Origin of the sequence: Flavobacterium sp. CHNK8, from assembly GCF_019774515.1 — a bacterium.
GTDB lineage: Bacteria > Bacteroidota > Bacteroidia > Flavobacteriales > Flavobacteriaceae > Flavobacterium > Flavobacterium tiangeerense.
The window spans coordinates 1821234-1843060 of record NZ_CP081492.1 but is presented as its reverse complement, the minus strand read 5'-3'; the positions used below and the strand labels follow the sequence as shown (position 1 = coordinate 1843060).

The window sequence follows — 21827 nt, the reverse complement described above, 5'->3', positions numbered from 1 at the left end:
TTTTTTTAATGAAAAAAATACTTTTTATAGACCGTGATGGAACGATGGTTTTGGAACCAAACGATTACCAATTAGACAGTTTTGAAAAATTAGAGTTTTACCCAAATGCTTTTCAATATTTGGGTAAAATTGCCAAAGAATTGGACTTTGAATTAGTAATGGTGACCAATCAAGATGGTTTAGGTACCGCTTCGCATCCCGAAGAGAATTTTTGGCCCGTACATAATTTGGTAATGAAAGCTTTTGAAAATGAAGGTGTTGTTTTTAGTGACGTTTTAATTGATAAAACATTCCCACATGAAAATGCTCCTACACGCAAGCCAGCAACAGGCTTACTGACTCAATACATCGATAATCCAGCATACGATTTGCAAAATTCATTTGTAATTGGTGACCGAATTACAGATGTGGAATTAGCGAAAAACCTTGGTGCAAAAGGAATTTTCATCAATACGGATGAAGCTTTAGGAAGTGACGAAATAGCTTCAAAAAGAGAAGAATTGGACTCAGTTATTGCGCTACAAACCACGGATTGGAAGACGATTTATGAGTTTTTAAAACTAGAAGAACGTTCAGCAACCATTTCAAGAAAGACAAATGAAACTGATATTTACATCAATTTAAATCTAGACGGAACAGGTAAGAGTAAAATTGAAACCGGAATTGCGTTTTTTGATCACATGCTGGACCAAATTGCACGTCATGGTCAAATGGATTTAGAAATTTTAGTAAAAGGTGATTTAGAAGTAGATGAACACCACACTATTGAAGATACTGCAATAGCTCTTGGAGAAGTTTTTGCAAAAGCATTGGGTAATAAATTAGGAATAGAACGTTATGGTTTTTGTTTACCAATGGACGACTGTTTAGCACAAGTGGCTATTGATTTTGGTGGTAGAAATTGGCTGGTTTGGGAAACCGAATTCAAACGAGAAATGGTAGGTAAAATGCCAACTGAAATGTTCTTTCACTTCTTTAAATCGTTTTCAGATGGTGCCAAGGCCAATATCAACATCAAGGCTGAAGGGACCAATGAGCACCACAAAATTGAAGCGATTTTTAAAGCTTTTGCAAAAGCGATAAAAGTAGCCGTGAAGCGTGATACCGAAAAAATGATTTTACCAAGTACGAAAGGGATGCTTTAATAAGTCATAAAGTCAAAGGTCTAAAAGTCAAAAGTCCCTTAAAAGGATTTTGCAAATGACTTTAGGACTTTCGACTTTCGATTTTAAGACTAAATAAATGAAAATAGTAATTATAAACTACGGAGCCGGAAATATACAAAGCATTATGTTTGCTATAGAACGTTTGGGTTTTACAGCTGCGCTTAGTAATGATTGGAAGGAAATAAAAGCTGCAGATAAAGTGATTTTTCCTGGAGTTGGTGAGGCAAGTTCTGCGATGAAAATGCTTGTAGATAGTGGTCTTGATGTATTGATTCCTACTTTGAAACAACCTGTTTTAGGGATCTGTTTGGGTATGCAATTGATGTGCAACAAATCCGAAGAAGGAAACACTGCTGGTTTGGAAATTTTTGATGTAGATGTGGTTAAATTCACTTCAAAAGTAAAAGTACCACAAATGGGGTGGAATCAAATTTATAATTTGAAATCAGATTTGTTCAAAGGAATTTCTGAAAATGAATACATGTATTTGGTACATAGTTTTTATGCGCCAAATTGCTCCGATGCCATTGCTACAACAAATTATGAAGTAGAATATGCCTCAGCATTGAAGAAAAATAATTTTTACGGAACACAATTTCACCCCGAAAAAAGCGGCGATGTTGGCGAACAAATTTTAGGGAATTTTTTAAAATTATAGGATTGAAAAATTCAAAGATTGAAAAATTAAGGAGTCAAAAATTTAATTGACTAACAGTATTAATCTTTAAATAATTCAATTATTAAATCTTTAAATTAAAATAAATGAGAATAATACCAGCAATAGACATCATCGACGGGAAATGTGTCCGTTTGTCCAAAGGAGATTACAACACCAAGATTATTTACAACGAAAACCCGCTAGAAGTTGCAAAAGAATTTGAAGCGCACGGAATTGAATATTTACATTTGGTAGATTTAGATGGAGCAAAATCAAGCCAGATTGTTAATTATAAAATTTTGGAACAAATTGCAACACAAACCAGTTTAAAAATTGATTTTGGAGGTGGTTTGAAAGCTGATTCCGATTTGAAAATTGCATTCGAAAGTGGTGCGAATCAAATTACTGGTGGCAGTATTGCTGTGAAAAATAGAGAACTATTCGGAAAATGGATTGCAGAGTACGGTGCGGATAAAATCATTTTGGGAGCAGATGCTAATAATGAAAAAGTCGCTGTTTCAGGCTGGTTAGAAGATTCAAATGAAGATTTGATTCCGTTTATTCAAGACTATCAAAGTAAAGGAATTCAATATGTAATTTGTACCGATATTGCTAAAGACGGTATGCTTGAAGGACCATCATTTGATTTGTATGCTAAAATTTTGGCAGAAGCCAAAGGAATAAAACTAATTGCTTCAGGAGGAATTTCGACTTTTGATGAATTACCAATACTAGCTGAACTTGGTTGTGAAGGAACTATTATTGGCAAAGCAATTTACGAAGGACGTATTTCATTGAAACAATTGGAACAATATATATTAAACAAATAGATTATTTCGCGAAGAAGCACAAAGAAGACGCAAAGATTCGCCAAGATTTTTGTGTATCTCTGCGAAACCTTTGCGAATCTCTGTGTAACAACAAAAAATATGCTTACAAAAAGAATAATCCCTTGTCTTGACATAAAAAACGGAAGAACCGTAAAAGGTGTCAACTTTGTAGACTTACGTGATGCCGGTGATCCTGTTGAATTGGCCAAAATCTATTCGGATGAAGGAGCTGATGAATTGGTTTTTCTAGACATTTCGGCAACCGAAGAAAGAAGAAAAACATTAATTGATTTGGTTCGAAAAGTAGCTGCAACTATTAATATTCCATTTACAGTTGGTGGCGGAATTTCCTCTGTTAAGGACGTCGATGTTTTATTGCAAAATGGAGCTGATAAGGTTTCGATAAATTCATCGGCTGTAAAAAATCCGCAGTTGATCAATGATTTGGCACAAAAATTTGGAAGCCAATGTGTTGTGGTTGCAATTGATGCCAAGCAAATAGAAGGTCAGTGGATTGTGCATTTAGTAGGTGGTAAAGTACCTACCGAATTGAATTTATTTGATTGGGCAAAAGAAGTTGAGCAACGTGGCGCAGGTGAGATATTATTTACCTCGATGGATAATGACGGAACTAAAAATGGTTTTGCAAATGAGGCTTTGGCCAAACTTTCGGAACTAGTTAATATTCCAATTATTGCATCGGGTGGTGCAGGAAACATTCCGCATTTTGTAGATTCATTCCTAGAAGGAAAAGCTGATGCAGCCTTAGCAGCTAGTGTGTTTCATTTTAAAGAAATTGAAATCAAAACATTAAAAGAAGCTCTTAAAAATAACAATATTGAAGTACGAATTTAATATTTTTACTTTAAGACATTCGACTTTAAAACTTTAGACTTAAAATTATGAACATAGATCTCTCAAAAAAAACAGACGGATTAATTCCAGCCATTATTCAAGATAGCGATACGAAAGCCGTTTTGATGTTGGGTTACATGAACGAAGAAGCATATCTTAAAACTATCGAAACACAAAAAGTAACTTTTTTTAGCCGTTCTAAACAAAGACTTTGGACAAAAGGTGAGGAGAGTGGTCACTTTTTAAACTTGGTTGATATAAAAAATGACTGCGATGGCGATACTTTATTAATACAAGCAAAACCAGTTGGACCAACATGCCATACAGGTGCAGATACCTGCTGGCAGACAGAAAACAAAGCTGATTATGGGTTTATTTCACGCTTAGAACAAACTATCGAAACCCGAAGAGAAAAAGCTGACTCTGAAAAAAGTTATGTTGCTTCTTTATTCCAATTAGGAATTAACAAAATAGCCCAAAAAGTAGGGGAAGAAGCAATAGAAGTAGTTATTGAAGCCAAAGACGATAATGATGATTTATTCTTGAGTGAAAGTGCTGATTTATTGTTTCATTATTTGATTTTGCTTCAAGCCAAAGGATTCAAATTAAACGATGTAGTAGATGTATTGAAAAGTCGTCAGAAATAATCTGACAAAAAAATAAATTGTAACCCAATAGAGAATTTTAATCTATTGGGTTATTTTTTTAAAGTAGTTTTCATTTGCACCTGTCTTATTAAAAGAGATAGAGAAACGGTATGTAGACCTTTTTAAAAATCTTTTTAAATAATATTTAGGCAACATTACTTTTAAGTTTAGCTTTAAATTGTTTTTATATCTTCGTGTACATGAATAGTATTGTGCTAACCGTTTGAATCTCCCTTTTATGAAAAAATTTGTTTGCATTTTTAGTTTTTTAGGATTGTTAAGTTGTAAATCACAAATTCCTTCAACAGCAAGTCAACCATTAAAAACTAATGAAAACACTAGCTTTACTATTGCTTTTGGTTCCTGTGACAATCAAAAAATTAAAAATGAACTCTGGCCTGAGATAAATAAAAACAATCCTTCAGTTTGGATTTGGGGTGGAGATAATGTGTATTCGGATACAGAAGACATGCAGTTTCTTAAAAACAATTATACTATTCAGAAACAAGATCCTGAATATCTAAAATTCATTGATGGCAAAATTATTCTTGGAACTTGGGATGATCATGACTATGGCGCTAATGATGCAGGAGAAGAATATCCATACAAAAAAGAAAGTCAGCAACTATTTTTAGATTTTTTAGATACTCCAAAAGATGCTCCAGAACGAAGTAGAGAAGGAGTTTACAGTTCAAAAACGATTGAAGTTGATGGGAGTAAAATTAAAATTATCGTATTAGATACCCGTTATTTCCGAACAGCGTTAACCAAAGATCCTAATTCAAAAAAGCGTTTTAAGCCTAATAAATTTGGCGAAGGAACTATACTTGGACAAGCGCAGTGGGAATGGTTATCAAAAGAGCTATATAATTCAGATGCGCAATTCCATGTGATAGTGAGCAGTATTCAATTTTTATCAAACAAGCATGGCTTTGAAACATGGGGAAACTTTCCGCATGAAGTTGAAAAACTAGAACAATTACTGGTTTCCTCAAAAGCAAAAGGGGCTTTTATCATCTCTGGAGATAGACACATTGCAACCTTTTCATCAAAAAATGTAGCGGGTTTGTCCTATCCTCTTGTAGATTTTACTGCAAGCGGATTAACTCACACCTATACTGCATTCTCTGGTGAAGAAAACCCTTATGTACAAGGTGAAGTTGTTAAGGAGATTAATTTTGGTTTATTAAAATTTGATTTTAAAAATCATAAAGTCTTAATGGAAATTCTTGGCAGAGAAAATAAAACATTACAAAATTATTCTGTTTCCTTTTCGAAAAATTAGGGAATAGTTGTTTGTTTTTGATTCTAAACTCTATTTTTGTACTAAATAATTGCACTATGAAAAAATATTTTGGTTCTATTTTAATATCCTTTTTACTTTGTAATTCGGTCAATGCTCAAGGTTTATTAGATGAAAAAGCACCTTTATTTACTAGACAAGATACCCTTAGAGGGAGTATTACTAAAGAAAGAGCTTGGTGGGATGTAAAAAGGTATCATCTTGATATTAAAGTAAATCTTAAAGACAGCACGATCACAGGCTCAAACACTATAAAGTATCAGGTTGTTCAGGAATACAACAGCATGCAAATTGATTTGCAAACCCCAATGAACATTTACAAAGTTACCCAAAATGGGAAAAACTTGGAGTTCAAAAGGGAAGGCAATGCTTTTTTTATTGCATTAAAGGAACCTCAAGTAAAAGGAAGCATTAAAGAACTTACTGTTTTTTATGGCGGAAAACCTAAAGTGGCTGTAAATCCGCCGTGGGATGGAGGAATTACTTGGAAAAAAGATAAAAATGGCAATCCATTTATAGCCTCATCATGTCAGGGATTGGGAGCAAGTGTTTGGTGGCCTAATAAAGATCACATGTATGATGAAGTAGACAATATGCTCATTAGTGTTAATGTTCCTGCTAATTTAACAAATGTTTCTAACGGGCGCTTGCAAAGTGTAAAAACCTTGAAAGATGGAACTAAAACCTATAATTGGTTTGTAGCTAATCCTATAAATAATTATGGTGTAAACATCAATATTGGGGATTATGTTACTTTTTCTGAAAAATTCAAAGGTGAAAAAGGAAATTTAGATTGTACGTATTTTGTTTTGAGAGACAATTTGGCGAAAGCTAAAAAACAATTTCAAGACGTTCCTAAAATGTTAAAAGCGTTTGAACATTGGTTTGGACCTTACCCATTTTATGAAGATAGTTATAAATTAGTTGAAGCTCCATATCTCGGAATGGAACATCAAAGCAGTGTTACGTACGGAAATGGTTATCAAAATGGATACCGTGGAAGGGATTTAAGCGGAACTGGCTGGGGATTAAAGTTTGATTTTATTATCATACACGAGTCTGGTCACGAATGGTTTGCCAATAATATCACCTATAAAGATATTGCAGACATGTGGATTCACGAAAGTTTTACGAACTATTCTGAGAGTCTCTTTTTAGAATATTACTATGGAAAGGAAGCTGGATATACTTATGTTAGAGGTCTTAGAAATATTATTGAAAATGATAAACCTATCATTGGTAAATACGATGTAAACAATGAAGGTTCAGGGGATATGTATCCTAAAGGAGCAAATATGTTGCATACTATACGTCAATTAGTGAATAACGATGAAAAATGGAGAGGAATACTAAGAGGTTTGAACAGTACTTTTTATCACCAAACGGTAACTACCAAGCAAATTGAGGATTATTTAAGCAAGCAAGCAGGTATTGATTTGTCGATGGTTTTTAATCAGTATTTAAGAGATACTCGAATACCAAAATTAGAATATACAGTAAAGAATAACCAGTTAGCATATCGCTGGACAAATAGTGTCACAGGTTTTAATATGCCAGTAAAAGTGACTCTAAATGGTAAAGAAGAATTGCTTCATCCAGAAACAGAATGGAAAACTATCCCACTAACTAGTGACAACCTAAAAGTGGTAGTAGATCCAAATTTTTATGTTACTAATTAACTAAAAACACATTACTGATAAAAAAAGGGATGCATAAAGTATCCCTTTTATTATTCGTAATATCTTATAATCAATATCTAATATTGATATTTTGTGTATTCTTTTGTTAAGTTGAATACTCTATTTTAAAACTGGATTTTCAAACAGTTGTACTTGACTTTTTAACCTTTCAACCAGCATGCTCATCATTCGTTTGTTTAAATTAGAGCTATTATTGGTGTAGATTTCATATTCAGAAATGGTAAATAATCCCGAAATCATTCCTTTGAGCGCATTTCTAAATTTAATGTCCTTTTGAACCGCATTATCTATAGTTTTCATTTTCTTATCTAAAGAGAAATTATTGAAATCTATTTTATTTTTTTTTAAATAATGTGAAAAAGAAGAACATATTATTTCGTTCTGTAATTTTAAAATAGGGCGAAGTACTTCATTTTGAAACGTTTCTTCAAGGGTGGATTGATTTGTAATCATCCCAATTGATTTTCCTCTGAATTCTTCTAGAAATAGATCTCTTGCTTCCATTTTTTTCTTTAAAATTAAAAAATATAAAAGTAAAAAAGGTTTATTTTTACAAGTAAATTTTAAATGATGAGATTTCACACTAGGAAATGGGTAAAACCCGAAGATTTAAATCCCAATGGTACTTTGTTTGGTGGAAAACTGCTTGCTTGGATTGACGAAGAATTAGCTTTGTATACTATTGTGCAGCTAGAAAATGCAAGAATAGTAACCAAATATATGTCTGAAATAAATTTTAGAAGTTCAGCAAAACAAGGGGATATCATAGAAATAGGTATAGATGTTATCAAGTTTGGAACCACATCAATTACTTTAAAATGTGAAGCTCGTAATATGATGACACGAGAAACCATTATTTCTATTGATCAAACCACAATGGTTAATGTTGATGAGCATGGAAAACCTAAACCCCACGGAAAAACTTCAATTGAGTTTGTAAAAGACAGGTTGTAGAATCTGTATTTTAATTGTTCAATTCAATTTTAGATTCGAATATTTCTAAATCAAAATAACCAACAGCAGCTATGATGTGATCAAAAATATCAGACATGATGTATTCATAGTTTTCAAAACGTTTGTCATAAGAGAATGCATATACTTCTAGAGGAACACCATGCTCTGTAGATTGCAATTGTCTACAAAGCATGAGCATATCTTTGTTAAGTCCAGGATAATTGAATAAATATTCGGTAATGTATTTTCTAAACAAGCCTAGATTGGTCAAATTACGACCATTTATAGCTAGTGATTTATCTATTTTATTTTCAAGATTGAATCTTTCAATTTCATTTTTTCTTACGTCAATGTAGTGGCTAATCAAGTGTATTTTTTTTAAATCAACCAGCTCTGCTTCTTCAAGAAAGCGAATGCTACTTGTTTTAATTAAGATGTGTCGTTTAATTCTTCGTCCATCTGAGTTGAGCATTCCACGCCAGTTTTGAAAAGAATCTGAACTCAAACTATAGGTAGGAATTGTAGTGGTAGTATTGTCAAAATTTCGAACCTTAACGGTAGCTAAATTGATTTCAATTACATCTCCGTCTGCGCCAAATTTATCCATCGTAATCCAATCCCCAATTCGAACCATATCATTTATAGAGACTTGCACACTCGACACAAAACCTAAAATTGTGTCTCTAAAAATCAAAATGATCACCGCAGATACGGCTCCCAAAATAGTTAAAAGTTCGCCTTTGTCAATATCAAATAGCTTGGATATAATTAATGTAGTACCGATGACCCACAATAAAATCATGATTACCTGAATAAAACTATCTATCGGTTTGTCACTGTAACGAGGTTTTAGTTTTAAATAATCTCGTAAAGCATTAAAAATAGTTCTGATAATCCACAATACGAGGACAATAATATAAATCCCAACTATTTTTGCAAAAATCCCTTCCCAATATTCAAATCGGTCTAAAATTACGGGTACCGATTTGTAAATAAATAAAAGCGGTATTAAATGCGCAATGTATTTTGCCGTTTTATTTGAAACCAGTAAATCGTCAAATTTTGTTTTAGTTTTTTGAGCAATTATAGCTAGAATAGTTACTAGTAGTAGTCTAAAAATAAGGTAAATAACATAAGAAAGTACACAAAGTACAATAATATTAAGCAGCAAACTTAAATAAGATGCAGCACTACTTCCCAAACCTATTTTGCGTAAAATGGGGTAAATAAAAGTGAAAATTTTCTCGATGTATTTAAACATTTTTCAGGTATTTTCTTTCTATGTAAAAAGTACCAAAAGGAGGAATAGAGGCTATGCAAATGATAAAATATTTTTTAAAATCCCATTTTTCAGTAAATTTTAAAACAGTAGCTAAAACTATATAAGCAGTAAATAATACGCCATGAGCCATTCCTATGTGTTTTACATAAATAGGATCATTAAATATATATTTCATTGGCATGGCAAAGAAAAACAGCAATAAAGCAGAAATTCCTTCAATGATAGCGGTGATTTTAAAAATTTTAAGCATTTGTATTTTTTTATTTTGAACACAAAATTAAGTATAAACATTGATTTTAGATGCTAAAATCACAAAACTAAATTACTTTTGTATGCATAAACTTTGATAATGAGCAAACGCGATTTAAAAAAATATTTAGCTGAACTGAATAAAGAACAACTCGAAGAGCAAATCATAGAGTTGTACGAGAAATTTAGTCCCGTAAAAGTCTATTATGATTTCGTTTTTAATCCAAAAGAAGACCAGCTATCTAAAGAAGCTAAAGTAAAAATTGCTTATGAATATTTTCCAGTAAAAAAATCAGGTAGGCGAAGCCGACCTAAAATGAGACGTTCTGTTGCTCAAAAATACATCAAGCACTTTATATCCTTAGGGGTTGATCCTTTTGTAATAGCTGATTTAATGCTGTATAATATTGAAATTGCACAAACTTTTGCTTCAGAAAATGCAATCAAACAAGATCTTTTTTATAAAAGTATGTTCAATTCCTTTGAGCAAGTCGTAGTTTATTTAATAGCAAACGCCATTTTAGCTGATTTTAAAGCGAGACTCAACCAAATACAGCATACTGTTATAAATCAAAAATGGTACAATATCTCTGAATTTGATGCTATTATGGATAGATTAGAGTATTAAAAACTTTCCTTAATTTAAATTAATTAATCAGATGCGGTTTTTTTTAAATAAAATTGACAATTAAACTGTTTTTTAGGTGTATTTTTGCAAAAATCCAATAATTAGCAATGTCCCAAAACACCTTAGAAATAGAAATAGAAGACAAAAAACAACTCTACGCATACCAACAAGGCGATATTGATGCCATTTTTGAGCGTATAGATAATGCACCTCCACAACACCATTTATTATATCAGTTGCCTACTGGTGGTGGAAAAACAGTTGTTTTCTCAGAGATTGTTCGCCGTTATTTATCTCAACATGATAAGAAAGTTGTAGTCCTAACTCATAGAATTGAGTTGTGTAAGCAAACTTCAAAAATGTTGAAAGGTTTTGATGTAAAAAATAAAATCATCAACAGTAAAGTAAAAGAGTTACCGGACCAAAATGACTATTCTTGTTTTGTTGCCATGGTAGAGACTTTGAAAAACCGTATCAATGATGATAAATTACACCTAGATAATGTAGGTTTAGTAATTATTGATGAGGCACATTACAACTCTTTTAGAAAATTATTAAGTTCTTTCAAGAATGCTTTTATACTAGGAGTAACCGCAACTCCATTGAGTTCTAACATAAAATTACCCATGCACGAGAGCTATGATGAATTGATAGTAGGTGATACTATAAGTTCATTAATAGAAAATGGTTTTCTTGCAAAAGCAATTACGTATAGTTATGATGTAGGTTTGACTTCTCTTAAAGTAGGTATAAATGGAGATTATACCGTAAAATCTTCGGATGATTTGTATACCAATATGGCTATGCAAGAAAAATTACTGCATGCTTACACCGAAAAATCATTGGGTAAAAAAACCTTGATTTTTAATAATGGTATCAATACATCTCTTTATGTCTACGAAACCTTTAGAGAAGCTGGTTATGCCATAAGACATTTAGATAATACCAGCAGTAATGAGGAACGAAAAGACATATTACATTGGTTCAAATATACTCCGGATGCTATTTTAACCTCAGTAGGGATTCTTACAACAGGTTTTGATGAGCCTACTGTTGAAACCATTATCTTAAATAGAGCTACTAAATCTTTAACTTTATACTATCAAATGATAGGCCGTGGATCTAGAAAATTACCTGGCAAGGACAGTTTTAATGTAATAGATTTAGGTAATAATGCAGCCCGTTTTGGACTGTGGAGTGAACCTGTAAACTGGCAACACATCTTTAAATCTCCTGAGTTCTATCTAGAAAACTTAAGAGACGACACTGAAATCGAAATGTATTTTAAATACACGATGCCTCTAGATGTGCGAGCCAAATTCAGTAAAACCGAAGTTGTAACTTTTGATGTAGAAGAGGAACATAAACTTATTATAAAACTAAACTTACGTTCAAAGGAGGTTTTGGATAAATCATTAGATCAACATGCAGCTATGTGTGTTGACAATTCCGAAACGTTACAAGAAGCAAAAGCTTTAGGTAAATTATTAGATGATGATATTGAATGCCGTATCAAGCGTTATGCAAAATGTTTGAGTCAGTGCAGTAAAAACTATAGAGAATGGTTAGTAGATGATTACAAACTCAAATTGGTTCTTTTAACGGGTAAAAAATACCGAGAAAAAATCATGAATGAACCTGATGAAGATTAATTTCTTTATTAGGAGCTAATCCTGCTGTACACTGTATCTTTTGTGGTCTCAAAAAAGAGACCACAAAAGGATGCCGTTCCCATCAGGGCTAAAATTTCGTTACCAAAGAATTATTATTTTAAAATACAAAAACAAATGCAAAAACAATTCTCAGATTTAGGATTAGCAACACCCGTACTTAAAGCAATAACCGAATTGAAAATTGTTATTCCTACTGAAATTCAAGTACAAACCATTCCTTTGCTACTCGCAAATAAACACGACTTGGTAGGTATTGCAAAAACCGGTACCGGAAAAACAGCTGCATTTGGACTTCCTATTTTACAATTGATAGATACTAGTGTAGCAGCCATTCAAGCCGTAATTTTAGTGCCAACTAGAGAATTGGGGCACCAAATCTTTAAAAATTTAGAAGATTTTGCAAAATACATACCTCAAGTTTCTATAGCTGCAACTTGTGGAGGAATACCCATAAAACCGCAAATAGAAAGACTTACTTTGCCTACACACATTGTTGTAGCAACACCAGGACGACTAATTGATTTGATACAACGTAATGCCATTAACCTAAAAGAAACGAGATTCTTAGTACTCGATGAAGCGGATGAAATGGTCACGATTCTAAAAGAAAGTCTTGATGAAATTGTGGCACAATTACCTAGTTCACATAAAACATTTTTGTTTTCGGCAACGATGCCGGGTACAATTAAGCAATTGATTCAAAACTATTTGAATAAGAATGTTGTGCAAGTAAGCGCTAACATGGAAACAATAGGAAATCAAGGGATAGATCATCAATACATTGTAGTAGATCCTATCGAAAAGCTTGATGTTTTAATGCATTTCTTGAACTCCAAAGAGGGTGAACGTGGAATCATTTTTTGTAAAACAAAAGCAGCCGTAAACAAATTGGCCAAAAACTTAGCTATAAATAGATTTTCATCAGGTGCCTTGCACGGCAGTTTGTCTCAAGGTATTCGAGATCGAATTATGGAGCAGTTTCGTGAAGGCCACATTAATATTTTAGTCGCAACAGATCTTGCAGCTAGAGGAATAGATGTAAAAGAAATTTCATATGTTGTAAATTATCATTTACCTGATGTATACGATGCTTATGTACACAGAAGCGGTAGAACAGCAAGAGCAGGAGCAAAGGGTCTAGCCTTAACTGTGCTACAACAAGAAGAAGTTGTTGAAATTGCTGATTTTGAAAAAGAATTGGGCATCAAATTTTTACCTTTTGCTAAACCGAACAAAGCAAGTATTGAAGAAAACAATACGTTCTTGTGGGCCAAGCAAATTTTTAAGACCAAACCCAATCACGAGGTTGCAGCTGAATTAAAAGAAAAAATAAAAACGGTTTTCCATCATTTAACGAAGGACGAACTGATTGAAAAATTAATAGCAAATCAAGTGCTACAAACTAAAAATGAAGCACAACAAAAATTAGAAAAACCTATCAAAAAACTAAAAAAGTAAGTTTTCTACAAAAAAAGATACAACTAGTACACCCTCAATTTAAATAGAGGGTGTACTAGTTTTTTTTATTCTTTTTTTGCCTAAAATCAAGATTATTAATGCAATTATGGTAGAAGCGGTTAAGATAAAAACCATAGGCAAAATTGAATTCTTAACAAATAAACCTACCGCAAACGATGCCACCGCACCCAAACCTAACTGAATGGCGCCCATTAATGCAGAGGCACTGCCAGCATTTTTTTCAAAAGGAGCAAGAGTGAGTCCCGCAGTATTTGGATTAGAGATTCCTAAACAGGCCAAGAATACAAAAAGCATGGCTATGGTTTCATACAATCCTAGCAAATTATTTACAGCCAATATTAAAAAGACTATACTAATAATGGATTGTATTATTAATGCACCTACAATCATTTGTTCACTTCTAAATTTTCTTAACAATAAAGAATTTAACTGACTTGCACTAATAAAGCTTAAAGACATAAAAGCAAATATCCAACCGTACGTTTTTGCATCTACCTTATAAATGTCCATAAAAATAATAGGAGAGGCAGCCACATAAGTAAACAACCCAGAGAAAGCAATTGCTCCTGCAAACGCATAGGTATAAAATTGTGGTACCTTAAGTATTGAGATAAATCCGCTAACTATTGGTTTAGGTTTTAAGGAAATTGAAGTGTCAGGTACATAAGTATTAGGTAAACCTATTTGTGCAGCTAGTAAAATTAAAATCCCCATACACATCAAAATAAAAAATACGGTATGCCATCCAAAATCTTCTGTGATATAACCGCCTATAGTAGGAGCTAGCATTGGCGAAAGCCCTACCACTAACATTAATAGTGAAAATACTTTGGGAATATCTTTAACTGGAAACAAATCCCTTACCATAGATACAGACGCCACCGTTGCAGCACAACTACCTATGGCTTGAATAAATCGTAAACCAATAAAAGTATCAATATCTGTAACAAATACGCAGCCTAATGAAGCCAAAATATAAACCAACATTCCTATGAATAATGGCTTTTTTCGACCAAAACGATCTAACAATGGTCCATACAGCAACTGACCTGCTGATATTCCTATAAAATAACTGGATAATGTCAAGGATACATTTGCCACGGTGGTATTCAAATCTTTTGCAATACCCGCAAATCCGGGTAGGTACATGTCAATTGAAAAAGGACCAAGGGCTGTTAAAGATCCTAGAATAAGTATTAATTTGATGTATTGTGAACGTGACATTACATTTTGTACCTTCATATTTTATTTTTTGCAAAAGTAGCCAATATAAATGGGATGCTACGGTTGTTTATTTTTTTAAAAGCAAAACAAATCCAGATACAAATAAGAGCGAAAGCATGATTTTTTTTAACATAGTATCATTCAAAAAAAGATATACCTTTTTTCCCAATACTAAAGCCAAAATAAAAAAAGGCAATACATAAAGGGAGTTGTACAGTTGTTGCCACGTTAATATTCCTTCAAAAGCAAGAACAGGAATTCTAAATAACGTAATTAAACCAAGAACCCCAAACATTGTTGCTCTCATAATCTTCACATCCGAAGTTTCATTTTTAACAATGATCAAATATAGTGGTCCACCAGTGGAGAAAAGTCCTGAAAAAAAACCTCCTAAAAAGCCAAAGAGAAACTTCATTTTAGAAAATAATTTGATTTCTTTAGCACTACGCAAACTATTTAAGACAAACAAAATAATGAAAATTCCTAAAGCTTTTTTTAATATTATCGGTTGTCCGTAGGCTAAAACAATAATGCCTACAAGCAAACCAAAAAAAGAGGAAACAGCTAATTTTTTTAATAAATCTAAATTAATGTTGTGCCACTCTTTATAAACATGAATTGGAGTAGAAATCATGTAAAAAATAGATAAATATCCCACAGCGTCTGGCAATGGCATGGCAAATAATAAAAAAGGCAATGCAATTAGAGCGCCAGCAAATCCAGTAATTGTTTGAACAAAAAAACCTGTAAAAATCCCAAGTGAAAGTAAAATCATCATTGTATCCATTTTGCAAAATTAAAGGATGAATAACAGTATCAAAAATGTTTTCAATGGTAAAAAAGTTAAAAAACACATTTTTAAATCGTAATTTTGTCATTTAAAAACTTTTTTATGGTTGACGCATTGGATTTAAAAATTATTGAATGTCTAAAAGAAAATGCACGATATTCATTTGTAGAAATTGGCAAGCAAGTAGAACTTTCGCCATCTGCAGTTAGAGAGCGAATCCAAAAACTAGAAGATTTGGAGGTTATTAAAGGATATCGAGTAAGATTAGACAATACAAAACTAGGATTCGGACTTGAAGTTTTCATCATGTTTAAATTATACAGCGGCAAATTGAATGTTTTTTGTGAAAATTTAGATCAATTCCCAGAGATTTTTGAAATTCACAGAATTACAGGAACGCATAATATTTTTATGAAAGTGATTTTAAATAATCAGTTGCATTTACAAAAATATATTGATCGATTACTGGTTTATGGTGAACCAACAACTCATTTAATATTGTCTAATCTAAAAGATGATATTTAGTGATTGGCTATTTTTTTTAGATATATATATTGAACTATAATTTATATTATGTAAAATAGAAAATATAGAATTAAAAAAACATTGCTCTTTGCAATGTTTTTTTAATTAGCTTTTTGAAGTTTAAATCTATTAAGTATGATTTATGTTTATTTGATTTGAACTGGAATTGACCAATTATCCCATTTTAAACTAAATGTATTTGAGTTAATTTCATAAGTCAATTTTTCATATGCAGATCTAAGTACTTCTGGTTTTACAACAACTCGCAATTGATCATCTTCTTGCTTGTATTTATAAGCTCCCCATTGTTTAGCTACTTTATTAAATATGATTGTACACTCATTGCCATTTGGAATAATAAAAAAAGAATATTTTCCGGCTGGTAATTTTGATCCTTCTACAGTAAGATCTTTATCTGTTTCAAATGTTGTGGCATCATTTGCACCAGCGCGCCAAATTTTGTCAAATGGCACCAATTCGCCCCATATTTTTCTTCCATTAACAGATGGACTACCGTAGTCAACAGTTATTGTGGCGTCTTTAATTTTACCTGTGATTGTTTCTTTACTACTCGTAGGCTTACTTTGAGCTCCCATTACATTTACTAGCAGTAATGCAATTATTGCAAAACCAGTCTTAATAATTGATTTCATAATTTTTATTTATTAGTTACTGTATAAAATTAAAAAAACTGTGCAACAAACTTATATACACAGTCTTATTTTATGAAAAAATTAAGGAATGTATAATTTAATGGTAAACCATTTACAAAGCTATTGTATCTGTCTATTATTTGCTATTTTTACACTAGAAAAACAAACATTATGAATTCTATTGCTGAGCAAATTGCAGACTTTTTGAGTGATTACGCGCCTTTTAATTATTTAGCGTTTGAAGAACTTTCACAAATAGCTAGTGATGTAAAAGTTGTTGTTTTAGAAAAAAATCAAACTTTATTTCAAATAAATGATTTTCTTCATGACAGTTTTTATGTAGTATCATCAGGTATAATCAATTTGTCTGTGATCTCTGATTCTGAGGAGACTTTATTGAACAAATGTGCTGCAGGTGATATTTTTGGTTTAAGACCTTTTTTTGCCAAAAATAATTATATGATGACGGCTAAGTCCCGAGAAGAAACTATTGTTTATGCTATTCCTATTGCTTCGTTTAGGCCTTTTGTAGCTAACAATCCGGATGTATTGAATTTTTTACTGGAAAGTTTTGCAGTAAATACTAGAAATCCTAAAGACAAGGAAAATTTAATAGGAAAGTTGATATCTGACAATGTTTTTTATTCTGATCAGCAGTCTGAGATGCAGTATTTTCAGTCCTTAACCTATAATTTAAATCCCTTAAAGACAACATTGCATTCTAGTGTTCAAGATGTAGCACAGCAAATGACTGCTTCTTTAACAAACAATATATTAATTTGTGAAAATGATTTTCCAGTCGGTATTGTTACTGATACTGATATAAGAACAAAGATTGCTACTGGAAGATTTCCCATTACAGTAACTGTTGATAAAATCATGTCCTCACCCGTAGTTACTGTTCTTGAAAATGTTTCATTAGCCGAGGCGCAATTATTAATGCTTAAAAACAATGTAACGCACCTATGTGTAACATTAGACGGAACGGATAAATCACTAGTTAAAGGAATCATAAGTGAGTACGACTTGATTGTTGCACAAGCCAATAGCCCTGGAGTACTGGTTAAAGAAATTAAACGCAGCCAAACTGCAAAAGAACTCAAACAAATAAGAGATAGAGTTGCAGATTTGATACAAACATCCATTTCTAAAAACGTTCCTTTATCTCATGTTTTTAATATTACAAGCGAAATTAATTTGGCATTATTAAAACGCACTGTTGAATTGTCAATATTAGATTTAGGCTCCCCTCCTGCTCGTTTCGCCTGGTTAAGCATAGGTAGTCAAGGTAGAAAAGAACAATTATTATTTACAGATCAAGACAGTATTTTAATATTTGAAGATGTTGCTGCAGAAAAGTATCGTGATGTAAAAGATTATTTTTTGAAATTAGGAAAAAAGACAACTGCTACACTTGAAAAAATAGGATTTTCATCCTGTCCTAATGGTCATATGGGAAGTAATATGCAATGGTGTAAGTCATTGACTGATTGGATTAAACAATACGACAACTGGATGAATACTCCAGGCGAAAACAGTTCAGACTTAAGTAGTATATTTTTTGATTATGAAATCATTTTTGGCGAGCAAAAAATAGAGGATGCAATTACTGATGTCATTTTTAAAAATGTTATGAAGAGTACACTTTTCTTTGATTTCTTAGGTAATGATGCTCTTAGAAATAATTCACCATTAACGTTCTTCAAAAAATTTCATGTTGAAGAAGAAGGTGAACATAAAGATAAATTTGATATTAAAACACGTGCTCTTATGCCATTAATTGATGGAGCCAGATTGTTTTGTTTGTCCTTTGAAGTAAAGGGCATTAATAATACTTTTCAAAGATTCAAGCAATTATCTATTACAGATCCTAAACATGCTGAAATCTATTTAAACTGTGCAGAAGCGTTCCTTACATTATCAAAATTTAGAACTTTAGAAGGGCTGAAAAACGATAATGATGGTCAATATATTAATCTTGAGGAATTATCAAAAAATGATAAAGAGAAATTAAAGAATGCTCTAGCCCCAATGCGAGATTTAGAAGAATTAATTAAAAGTAAATTTCAACTTACACAATTTTCATAGTATGTTAGATTGGTTAAAAAATATAAATAAAGAATATCCTGATTTTTGGAAAGCTTATACAGCCAAGTTTGAGAAAAAGTCCTCCAGATTTGTAGTTTTTTCTACTGAAACAACGGGTTTAAATCCTAAAAACGATGTGATTTTGTCTATTGGTTCTTTTTCTGTAGTTAATAATTCCATTGTAATTGGTGATAATTTTGAAGCGGTATTAACGCAGTATAAATACTTTCATGACAATGGTTTGACAAATGAGTTTTTGGTTGAAAGTAAATTAAAAAAAATAAGTGAACCAGAAGCTTTAAAGTCTTTTTTGGAATACATAGGTAACTCAGTATTAGTAGGACATCATGTTGATTTTGATGTTGATATTATTAATGAATCCCTTGAACGAATGGATTGTGGAAGGTTGAAAAATGAAGCACTAGATATTGATGTTATGCATAGAAAACTTCAAGATATTACAGATAAAGAAAGTCCGCTTGATGAACTTTGTGAGTTTTATAAAATTCCAGTAAGTGACCGTAATTCAGCAGCAAACGATGCTTATAAAACGGCGCTGTTGTTTTTAAAATTAAAATCTAGATTGGGAATCAAATAATTTTAGTCAATTAACTGTATTCCTTTCCAATATTTACCATGATGCGTTATGGAAATGGGTTTTTCTAGCATTGAATTAGAATCTATTATGAAGGGAATACCATTTTTTTTAAAAATTTCAATATTAGGATTAATGCATTTGATCCTTTTAAATTGCTCCTTATTTGTAACAGCAATAGTGTAAATTGAATTATTTTTAATTGTGCTTTGGGTAAAATAGGATCTCCCCTTTATTACAACGCTTCCTAAAATGGCATCTTGGTAAATACATTCTAGTTGTAAAGGAAAAAATCCTCTTATTCCTGTTTCCCTATTATATATTTTATAGGCTGCTTCTTTTCTAGACCATAAATTCCAGACCATTACGTCTGGAAATTCAGTTGATGCTATTAATTTTTGTTCGTTTATGGTAAATATTTTTTTTAAAAAACCTTTTCGCTTCCAATTGCTTTCTTTTGAAGCCAAATCTAAATCGACGATATCATTCCCTATCATTTTGAGGTCGGATTACATCTTTTCAGATAATTTAGTTTCAATAATTTCTAAAGCTGCTTTTACGTTGATCATGCGTTCCATAGCTTCATTATCAATAATGATATCATATTTTTCTTCAATGTCCAAAATAACATCTACTAAATTAGCGGAGTTGATTTTTAAATCATTTATAAAATCGGTGTCTTCGGTAAGTGTGTCAAATGCTTCTTGATTTGCGATATATGGTTTAACTATATTCTTTAATTCTGCAATGGTTTGTTCTTTATTCATAAGTAATATTTTAATAAATGTAATGATTTTTTGTTTTGCTGCAATTAGTCCTGTTTGTATCTTTTGAAAATCACACATCCATTAACATCTCCAAAACCAAAACTAGCTTTTGCAATTATATTTAATTCCATCTCAATAGCTTGTTGTGGTATTCTTGTTTGGTCAATTAATGCTGTGATTTCTGGATGTAAATCGGGACAATTAGTATTCGGAAAAATAAATCCGTGATGTAATTGTAAGATGGATGCTACACTTTCGATGCTTCCGGCACCTGATAAACAATGGCCTACCATAGATTTTAAGGAGTTGATATATGGGAAATCTATACCATTTCGACCCAAAGCTTCACACCAATTTTGAATTTCTAGGCTGTCTTTTGAAGTGGCTGTCAAATGTCCGTTGATTGCATCTATGTCTTTTGCTGTGATTTCGGCATTTTTTAATGCTGTAGTAATACATTTTTGTACTGCAACAGGATTGGGTGCTGTCATTGTCCCAAGTCCGCGCTGACCGCCAGAATTAACATGCCCACCTAAAACTTCGGCATAAATTTTAGCGCCGCGAGCTATGGCGGTTTCCAAATCTTCCAAAACCAAAGCTCCTGCTCCACTTCCAGGAACAAATCCTGAAGCACTCTCAGACATTGGCCTTGAGCCGTGTACTGGATCTTGATTGTGCTTAAAAGTACACACTTTCATAGCATCAAAACCACCCCAAATATACGGTCCTGAATCACTGGTACTTCCTGCTAAAATACGTTTGGCTTGACCTGATTTAATACGGTCATAGGCTATCAAAATGCTTTCTGTACCCGTTGTGCAGGCCGAAGAATTTGTAGTGACTTGGTTACCCAAACCTAATTTACCTCCTAAATACGCACTTACACCACTATTCATAGTTTGCGCTACGGCAGTACTACCCAAACGACGCGTTTGAAAATCGTCAATTTTATAAATGCTTTCACGAAATTTATCAATTCCAGAGGTTCCTGTCCCAAAAATAGTTCCGCTATCCCAATCTGGTTCTTCATTGATTGTTAAAGATAATCCGGCATCTTTCCATGCATCAATACCCGCTATTACACCATACAAAATTCCAGTTGAATTGAAATTTCTTAATTCTAGTTCTGAAAAATAATGCAATGCTAATTCATTAGAAATTTCAGGTTTTCCTGCTATTTGACAAGAAAATTGTAATCTTTCTAACTCTGGATCATGTTTAATTCCTGAAATTCCGTTTTTAATGGCATGTGTGAACGCATCAAGTCCAACCCCATTTGGAGCAACAACACCTAGACCCGTAATAACAACTCTTTTTTTCATTTATTTAGAAATTATCATTCCTGCAATTATTCCTGTACAAACCTCTTCACCTTTTTCATTTTTCATGATGACTTTACATTTTAATTTTCCGAATCTAAAATAAATTTTCTCGGAAAAAACGGTCACTTTTTCTTTAGGAAAAACAGGTTTTAAAAATTCAATATCTGTTGATGTTAAAGCAATTGCGATATTTTTATTTAAGCTTTCATTTAATAAAAATATACCTAAACATACTAGGCCAATTTGTGCCATCACCTCTGTCAAGATTACTCCTGGTGTCACTGGATTGTCTTTAAAATGTCCGCTATAAAAGTCAAGATTTTCATCAAAAGTATAGGTTCCTTCTACTCCATTTTCATCAATTGAAATTATTTCATCTACAAAGAGAAACGGTTTAGAATACGGTAATTTGTATAGGATATCTTGGTTTGTCATTGCT

At 32.3% G+C, this 21827-nt stretch carries 24 protein-coding genes; 14 read left to right on the top strand and 10 right to left on the bottom strand.

The genetic code is table 11. From position 1 onward, the window contains the following. Nucleotides 1-8 precede the first annotated feature (8 nt). The 7 genes from hisB to K5V07_RS07770 all read left to right on the top strand — a co-directional run bounded on the left by hisB (nt 9) and on the right by K5V07_RS07770 (nt 7138). The gene (hisB, locus tag K5V07_RS07800; RefSeq protein WP_221917022.1) at nt 9-1145 is read left to right on the top strand and encodes a bifunctional histidinol-phosphatase/imidazoleglycerol-phosphate dehydratase HisB; all 1137 of its coding nucleotides are present in this window, start codon (nt 9-11) and stop codon (nt 1143-1145) included. 97 nt (nt 1146-1242) lie between these two features. After that, the gene (hisH, locus tag K5V07_RS07795) at nt 1243-1824 is read left to right on the top strand and encodes an imidazole glycerol phosphate synthase subunit HisH (RefSeq protein WP_221917021.1); all 582 of its coding nucleotides are present in this window, start codon (nt 1243-1245) and stop codon (nt 1822-1824) included. Between the two features lie 104 nt (nt 1825-1928). Next, nucleotides 1929-2654 (top strand): 1-(5-phosphoribosyl)-5-[(5-phosphoribosylamino)methylideneamino]imidazole-4-carboxamide isomerase, encoded by a 726-nt coding sequence (gene hisA, locus K5V07_RS07790; RefSeq protein ID WP_182651396.1) that lies wholly within the window; start codon nt 1929-1931, stop codon nt 2652-2654. Nucleotides 2655-2753: 99 nt separating this feature from the next. After that, nucleotides 2754-3509: an imidazole glycerol phosphate synthase subunit HisF gene (gene hisF / locus K5V07_RS07785; protein WP_221917020.1), complete on the top strand. Its 756-nt coding sequence runs from the start codon at nt 2754-2756 to the stop codon at nt 3507-3509. A gap of 47 nt (nt 3510-3556) precedes the next feature. After that, on the top strand, nt 3557-4156 hold the full coding sequence (gene hisIE, locus K5V07_RS07780; protein ID WP_221917019.1) for a bifunctional phosphoribosyl-AMP cyclohydrolase/phosphoribosyl-ATP diphosphatase HisIE: 600 nt from the start codon (nt 3557-3559) through the stop codon (nt 4154-4156). A 238-nt stretch (nt 4157-4394) separates the two neighbouring features. Then, a complete protein-coding gene (locus tag K5V07_RS07775; protein WP_221917018.1) occupies nt 4395-5441 on the top strand; it encodes an alkaline phosphatase D family protein in 1047 nt (348 codons plus the stop codon). A 56-nt stretch (nt 5442-5497) separates the two neighbouring features. Beyond that, nucleotides 5498-7138 carry a M1 family metallopeptidase gene (locus tag K5V07_RS07770; RefSeq protein ID WP_221917017.1) on the top strand — a complete coding sequence of 547 codons (1641 nt, stop codon included), beginning with the start codon at nt 5498-5500 and terminating at the stop codon, nt 7136-7138. Nucleotides 7139-7258: 120 nt separating this feature from the next. Here K5V07_RS07770 and K5V07_RS07765 read toward each other — a convergent pair whose 3' ends face one another. Further along, nucleotides 7259-7663, bottom strand: a complete 405-nt coding sequence (locus tag K5V07_RS07765) for a glyoxalase (RefSeq protein WP_182651391.1) — start codon at nt 7661-7663, stop codon at nt 7259-7261. Between the two features lie 66 nt (nt 7664-7729). On the opposite strand from K5V07_RS07765, the gene K5V07_RS07760 reads away from it, so the two are divergent. Then, nucleotides 7730-8113: an acyl-CoA thioesterase gene (locus K5V07_RS07760; RefSeq protein WP_144890837.1), complete on the top strand. Its 384-nt coding sequence runs from the start codon at nt 7730-7732 to the stop codon at nt 8111-8113. Nucleotides 8114-8123: 10 nt separating this feature from the next. Here the strand turns inward: K5V07_RS07760 and K5V07_RS07755 are convergent, their stop codons facing one another. Together K5V07_RS07755 and K5V07_RS07750 are read right to left on the bottom strand one after the other, a co-directional pair. Continuing rightward, the gene (locus K5V07_RS07755) at nt 8124-9374 is read right to left on the bottom strand and encodes a mechanosensitive ion channel family protein (protein ID WP_221917016.1); all 1251 of its coding nucleotides are present in this window, start codon (nt 9372-9374) and stop codon (nt 8124-8126) included. Next, nucleotides 9367-9645: a DUF3817 domain-containing protein gene (locus K5V07_RS07750; protein ID WP_182651389.1), complete on the bottom strand. Its 279-nt coding sequence runs from the start codon at nt 9643-9645 to the stop codon at nt 9367-9369. Before K5V07_RS07750 ends, K5V07_RS07755 begins: the two co-directional genes overlap by 8 nt. Before the next feature lie 99 nt (nt 9646-9744). On the opposite strand from K5V07_RS07750, the gene K5V07_RS07745 reads away from it, so the two are divergent. The 3 genes from K5V07_RS07745 to K5V07_RS07735 all read left to right on the top strand — a co-directional run bounded on the left by K5V07_RS07745 (nt 9745) and on the right by K5V07_RS07735 (nt 13403). Then, nucleotides 9745-10272 (top strand): DUF6155 family protein, encoded by a 528-nt coding sequence (locus K5V07_RS07745; RefSeq protein WP_221917015.1) that lies wholly within the window; start codon nt 9745-9747, stop codon nt 10270-10272. Nucleotides 10273-10379: 107 nt separating this feature from the next. Next, the gene (locus K5V07_RS07740) at nt 10380-11924 is read left to right on the top strand and encodes a DEAD/DEAH box helicase (RefSeq protein ID WP_144890829.1); all 1545 of its coding nucleotides are present in this window, start codon (nt 10380-10382) and stop codon (nt 11922-11924) included. A 135-nt stretch (nt 11925-12059) separates the two neighbouring features. Continuing rightward, the gene (locus K5V07_RS07735; RefSeq protein ID WP_221917014.1) at nt 12060-13403 is read left to right on the top strand and encodes a DEAD/DEAH box helicase; all 1344 of its coding nucleotides are present in this window, start codon (nt 12060-12062) and stop codon (nt 13401-13403) included. Nucleotides 13404-13442: 39 nt separating this feature from the next. Here K5V07_RS07735 and K5V07_RS07730 read toward each other — a convergent pair whose 3' ends face one another. Continuing rightward, complete coding sequence (locus K5V07_RS07730) at nt 13443-14666, bottom strand: multidrug effflux MFS transporter (RefSeq protein ID WP_370632461.1); 1224 nt, start codon at nt 14664-14666, stop codon at nt 13443-13445. Between the two features lie 49 nt (nt 14667-14715). After that, nucleotides 14716-15426 (bottom strand): sulfite exporter TauE/SafE family protein, encoded by a 711-nt coding sequence (locus K5V07_RS07725; protein ID WP_255577834.1) that lies wholly within the window; start codon nt 15424-15426, stop codon nt 14716-14718. 114 nt (nt 15427-15540) lie between these two features. On the opposite strand from K5V07_RS07725, the gene K5V07_RS07720 reads away from it, so the two are divergent. Continuing rightward, nucleotides 15541-15963, top strand: coding sequence for an Lrp/AsnC family transcriptional regulator (locus K5V07_RS07720; RefSeq protein ID WP_182651385.1), 423 nt, complete (start codon nt 15541-15543; stop codon nt 15961-15963). Nucleotides 15964-16109: 146 nt separating this feature from the next. Here the strand turns inward: K5V07_RS07720 and K5V07_RS07715 are convergent, their stop codons facing one another. Further along, nucleotides 16110-16616 (bottom strand): DUF2911 domain-containing protein, encoded by a 507-nt coding sequence (locus tag K5V07_RS07715; RefSeq protein ID WP_144890820.1) that lies wholly within the window; start codon nt 16614-16616, stop codon nt 16110-16112. Between the two features lie 171 nt (nt 16617-16787). Here K5V07_RS07715 and K5V07_RS07710 point away from each other — a divergent pair, with 171 nt between their 5' ends. Further along, nucleotides 16788-18704, top strand: a complete 1917-nt coding sequence (locus K5V07_RS07710) for a DUF294 nucleotidyltransferase-like domain-containing protein (RefSeq protein ID WP_221917013.1) — start codon at nt 16788-16790, stop codon at nt 18702-18704. A 1-nt stretch (nt 18705) separates the two neighbouring features. Further along, the gene (locus K5V07_RS07705; protein ID WP_221917012.1) at nt 18706-19302 is read left to right on the top strand and encodes a PolC-type DNA polymerase III; all 597 of its coding nucleotides are present in this window, start codon (nt 18706-18708) and stop codon (nt 19300-19302) included. A gap of 2 nt (nt 19303-19304) precedes the next feature. Here the strand turns inward: K5V07_RS07705 and K5V07_RS07700 are convergent, their stop codons facing one another. Genes K5V07_RS07700 through K5V07_RS07685 form a run of 4 tightly spaced genes read right to left on the bottom strand, consistent with a single transcriptional unit; the run spans nt 19305 to nt 21823 of the window. Then, entirely contained in the window at nt 19305-19796 is a 492-nt protein-coding gene (locus K5V07_RS07700) for a 4'-phosphopantetheinyl transferase superfamily protein (protein ID WP_221917011.1), read from the bottom strand. 12 nt (nt 19797-19808) lie between these two features. Next, entirely contained in the window at nt 19809-20066 is a 258-nt protein-coding gene (locus K5V07_RS07695; protein WP_144890812.1) for an acyl carrier protein, read from the bottom strand. 44 nt (nt 20067-20110) lie between these two features. Next, entirely contained in the window at nt 20111-21388 is a 1278-nt protein-coding gene (locus K5V07_RS07690; RefSeq protein WP_221917010.1) for a beta-ketoacyl synthase, read from the bottom strand. Further along, a complete protein-coding gene (locus K5V07_RS07685) occupies nt 21389-21823 on the bottom strand; it encodes a 3-hydroxyacyl-ACP dehydratase FabZ family protein (protein ID WP_221917009.1) in 435 nt (144 codons plus the stop codon). It lies immediately after the preceding gene. Nucleotides 21824-21827 lie beyond the last annotated feature (4 nt).

Bases quoted from the DNA above. Each gene is read 5' to 3' on its own strand.
- hisB (WP_221917022.1), top strand. From the start codon at position 9: ATGAAAAAAATACTTTTTATAGACCGTGATGGAACGATGGTTTTGGAA.
- hisH (WP_221917021.1), top strand. From the start codon at position 1,243: ATGAAAATAGTAATTATAAACTACGGAGCCGGAAATATACAAAGCATT.
- hisA (WP_182651396.1), top strand. From the start codon at position 1,929: ATGAGAATAATACCAGCAATAGACATCATCGACGGGAAATGTGTCCGT.
- hisF (WP_221917020.1), top strand. From the start codon at position 2,754: ATGCTTACAAAAAGAATAATCCCTTGTCTTGACATAAAAAACGGAAGA.
- hisIE (WP_221917019.1), top strand. From the start codon at position 3,557: ATGAACATAGATCTCTCAAAAAAAACAGACGGATTAATTCCAGCCATT.
- K5V07_RS07775 (WP_221917018.1), top strand. From the start codon at position 4,395: ATGAAAAAATTTGTTTGCATTTTTAGTTTTTTAGGATTGTTAAGTTGT.
- K5V07_RS07770 (WP_221917017.1), top strand. From the start codon at position 5,498: ATGAAAAAATATTTTGGTTCTATTTTAATATCCTTTTTACTTTGTAAT.
- K5V07_RS07765 (WP_182651391.1), bottom strand. From the start codon at position 7,663: ATGGAAGCAAGAGATCTATTTCTAGAAGAATTCAGAGGAAAATCAATT.
- K5V07_RS07760 (WP_144890837.1), top strand. From the start codon at position 7,730: ATGAGATTTCACACTAGGAAATGGGTAAAACCCGAAGATTTAAATCCC.
- K5V07_RS07755 (WP_221917016.1), bottom strand. From the start codon at position 9,374: ATGTTTAAATACATCGAGAAAATTTTCACTTTTATTTACCCCATTTTA.
- K5V07_RS07750 (WP_182651389.1), bottom strand. From the start codon at position 9,645: ATGCTTAAAATTTTTAAAATCACCGCTATCATTGAAGGAATTTCTGCT.
- K5V07_RS07745 (WP_221917015.1), top strand. From the start codon at position 9,745: ATGAGCAAACGCGATTTAAAAAAATATTTAGCTGAACTGAATAAAGAA.
- K5V07_RS07740 (WP_144890829.1), top strand. From the start codon at position 10,380: ATGTCCCAAAACACCTTAGAAATAGAAATAGAAGACAAAAAACAACTC.
- K5V07_RS07735 (WP_221917014.1), top strand. From the start codon at position 12,060: ATGCAAAAACAATTCTCAGATTTAGGATTAGCAACACCCGTACTTAAA.
- K5V07_RS07730 (WP_370632461.1), bottom strand. From the start codon at position 14,666: ATGAAGGTACAAAATGTAATGTCACGTTCACAATACATCAAATTAATA.
- K5V07_RS07725 (WP_255577834.1), bottom strand. From the start codon at position 15,426: ATGATGATTTTACTTTCACTTGGGATTTTTACAGGTTTTTTTGTTCAA.
- K5V07_RS07720 (WP_182651385.1), top strand. From the start codon at position 15,541: ATGGTTGACGCATTGGATTTAAAAATTATTGAATGTCTAAAAGAAAAT.
- K5V07_RS07715 (WP_144890820.1), bottom strand. From the start codon at position 16,616: ATGAAATCAATTATTAAGACTGGTTTTGCAATAATTGCATTACTGCTA.
- K5V07_RS07710 (WP_221917013.1), top strand. From the start codon at position 16,788: ATGAATTCTATTGCTGAGCAAATTGCAGACTTTTTGAGTGATTACGCG.
- K5V07_RS07705 (WP_221917012.1), top strand. From the start codon at position 18,706: ATGTTAGATTGGTTAAAAAATATAAATAAAGAATATCCTGATTTTTGG.
- K5V07_RS07700 (WP_221917011.1), bottom strand. From the start codon at position 19,796: ATGATAGGGAATGATATCGTCGATTTAGATTTGGCTTCAAAAGAAAGC.
- K5V07_RS07695 (WP_144890812.1), bottom strand. From the start codon at position 20,066: ATGAATAAAGAACAAACCATTGCAGAATTAAAGAATATAGTTAAACCA.
- K5V07_RS07690 (WP_221917010.1), bottom strand. From the start codon at position 21,388: ATGAAAAAAAGAGTTGTTATTACGGGTCTAGGTGTTGTTGCTCCAAAT.
- K5V07_RS07685 (WP_221917009.1), bottom strand. From the start codon at position 21,823: ATGACAAACCAAGATATCCTATACAAATTACCGTATTCTAAACCGTTT.